Source organism: Methanobrevibacter sp. 87.7 (assembly GCF_002208625.1).
GTDB lineage: Archaea > Methanobacteriota > Methanobacteria > Methanobacteriales > Methanobacteriaceae > Methanarmilla.
Genome location: NZ_MRCT01000196.1, coordinates 1 through 2921 on the forward strand (window position 1 = coordinate 1; position 2921 = coordinate 2921).

The window sequence follows — 2921 nt, forward strand, 5'->3', positions numbered from 1 at the left end:
ATCTTAAATAAATTTATTTTTAAAGATTTTAGAAAAATATTTTTTAATAATAATATTCTTCTTTTAATTTTGTTTTTATTTTTTCAAGAACTGCTTTATGCATTCTTTTAACATATTGTGCTTTATCATTATTATTTAAAACATCAAGATATCCTTGTGAAACTAAATTAAAAGCAAATGGTGTTGGAATAACAGTATTTATGGTTTTTATTTCCATTTCTTTATTTTCAACAGCTTTAATTACTTTAAGAGCATTTTCTACATCCATATATTCTTCAATAGATTCTCTTCTTGCTTCTTTAAGTATTGGGAAATTTTGATCCATTTCTTGAACATATTTAAGTAATATTTTACTTCTGACTTGTTGGCGTCCTGTTGTTTTTGTGTGACCTTTATAATGTCTTAAGGTCATAAGGGATCTTCCAGCACAGTCTCTAAATCTATGTGATAAAATTTCTGTCTTATTAATAGATTGTATTAAAATATTCCTAAAGTTTTCACTTGTTAATTTCTCAAATGATTCAAGAGCACCAATTTTACCTTCATCTGCACTTAAGTAAAAACCATTATCTGATATGGATATTGTAACATTAACATTGTAGTTTCTTGATACTACATAGGCGATTGCACGTGATAATGCATCATTTACTCTTCTTCCAAATAATGAATGAAAAACAACAAATCTTCTATTTCCATATCCTTTATAATATTCAATTAATAATTTTTTATAAGATGGAATAATTGCATATACATATTGTTCATTAAAGTATTCATAGATTGCATTTGCTGCAAAATTATCAACATAAAGATAATCGTTAATATATTCTAAAACATCTTCTTTAGTTTTACTATACTGGAATTTTGTTTCCATATTTGCTCTAAATCTTTGAATATCTAATGCTAAATCATAGGATAAAGGTAGTTGTTCTGAAAACCATCTTGGTATTGTTGGAGGTCCACTTGCAGGGGAAACATTAATTATCATTCCTCTTCCATAATTGAATCTGTATGTGGTTCCACCTAATACAAAGGTATCCCCTTTTTTAAGTTTCTCATAGAAATCTTCTTCAACTTTACCTACTACTTCTCCATTACATTTAACTAAAACTCCTGATCTGTCAGGAATTGTACCAATATTTGTTGAATATAACATTCTAGCTAGTTTTCCACGTTTTCCAAAGGTATTTTTATCATAATCAATCCAGATTTTTGGATAAACATACCTTTCTTCAAGTTCAACATATTCTCCAGCAAGATAACTTAATACTTCTTCATAGTCGTCTCTTTCAAGATTTCTAAAACAATAACTTTTTTTAATTACATCAAATGCATAATCTATGTCCCATGGATTTTCTATAGCCATACCATAGATATGTTGTGATAAAACATCTAAACTATTTTGTGGTATTTGGATTCTATCTATTTTACCTTCTTTTGCATCTTTTACAATTACACTACATTCTACAAGATCATCTCTATCTGTTACAATTATACGGCCTTTTGATTTTTCATGTAATTTATGTCCACTTCTTCCAATTCTTTGAAGAGCACGTGATACAGATTTTGGTGAGTTAATTAATATAACTAAATCAATATATCCAATATCAATTCCTAATTCAAGTGATGTTGAAGATACAACTGCTCTTAAATTTCCTTGTTTTAAATTTTCTTCAGTTCTAAGACGTACTTCTTTTGAAAGTGAAGAGTGATGTGCCATTAAATTATTACTATTATAATGGTTTGGATACATTTTTTTTAGATTATATACAAAACTTTCTGTACCACTACGTGTGTTTGTAAAGATTAATGTTGTTTCATGTTCTTGAATTAAATCATCTACTAAATCATACATTGCAAGACGTGTGTCTTCATTATCTGCAACTACTATATCACTTACTGGACACATTACTTCTAAATCTAATTCTTTTAAATAATTAACATCTACTATAATGCAATTTCGTTCTACTCCATATTCATTACCTACAAGGAATCTTGCAACATCCTTTAATGGAGATACTGTTGCAGAAAGACCAATTCTTGTAAAACCTCCAACAAGTGCTTGTAATCTTTCAAGTGATAAACTTAAATGTACTCCTCTTTTATTTTCTGCAAGAGAATGTATTTCATCTATAATCACATATTTTACATTAGCTAATTTAAGTCTAAATTTAGGTGTTACAAGAAGTATTGATAAAGTTTCAGGAGTGGTGATTAAGATATGTGGTGGTTTTTTAAGCATTTTTTGTCTTTGATATTGGGTAGTATCTCCAGTACGTACTGCTTTTCTTATTCCTAATTCTTTTCCAGCTATTTTCTCAATTTCTGTAAGTGGAATATCTAAATTTCTTTCAATATCATTATCTAATGCTTTAAGTGGTGATATATAAATACAATATACTTTATCTTCAAGTTTTCCTTTATCTGCTAATTTTGTAAGTTCTGATATAATTGATAAGAATGCAGTTAATGTTTTTCCAGAACCTGTTGGTGAAGATATTAAGACATTGTTTTGTTTATGTATTTCAGGGATTGCTTGTTTTTGTGCTGGTGTAAAATCCTCAAAATTTTTATCAAACCATTTTTTTACTGCAGGATGAAGAATTTTATAAATATCTTCTTTTTTATATGTTTTTGTTTGTTTTTTTATCATTTTATCTAAATCTTTTATTTTATATCAAAGTGTTTGATTAATTATTAGTAATATGAATATTTTTGTTAATTTCATGTTTTAATTTCTTTATTCCTTTAATGTTTATTTTTTAATGTATTTTATAGTTTTTTGTTTAATTTTTTTAATCATGTATCTTCTATTTTTTTGTTAATTTCTGTGGTTATTGTTTTTTAGATGTTCTTGTTTTTTAGTTTATATTTTTTCTTTTTATTGATTTTTTTTATTTATATTTGCTTTTGTAATTTTAATT

1 protein-coding gene is annotated in these 2921 nt (G+C 26.4%); it reads right to left on the reverse strand.

Annotated elements, in window-relative coordinates; translation table 11 throughout:
- Window positions 1-43 precede the first annotated feature (43 nt).
- The gene (locus BGI41_RS07525; RefSeq protein WP_088540083.1) at window positions 44-2650 is read right to left on the reverse strand and encodes an ATP-dependent helicase; all 2607 of its coding nucleotides are present in this window, start codon (window positions 2648-2650) and stop codon (window positions 44-46) included.
- Window positions 2651-2921: the final 271 nt, after the last annotated feature.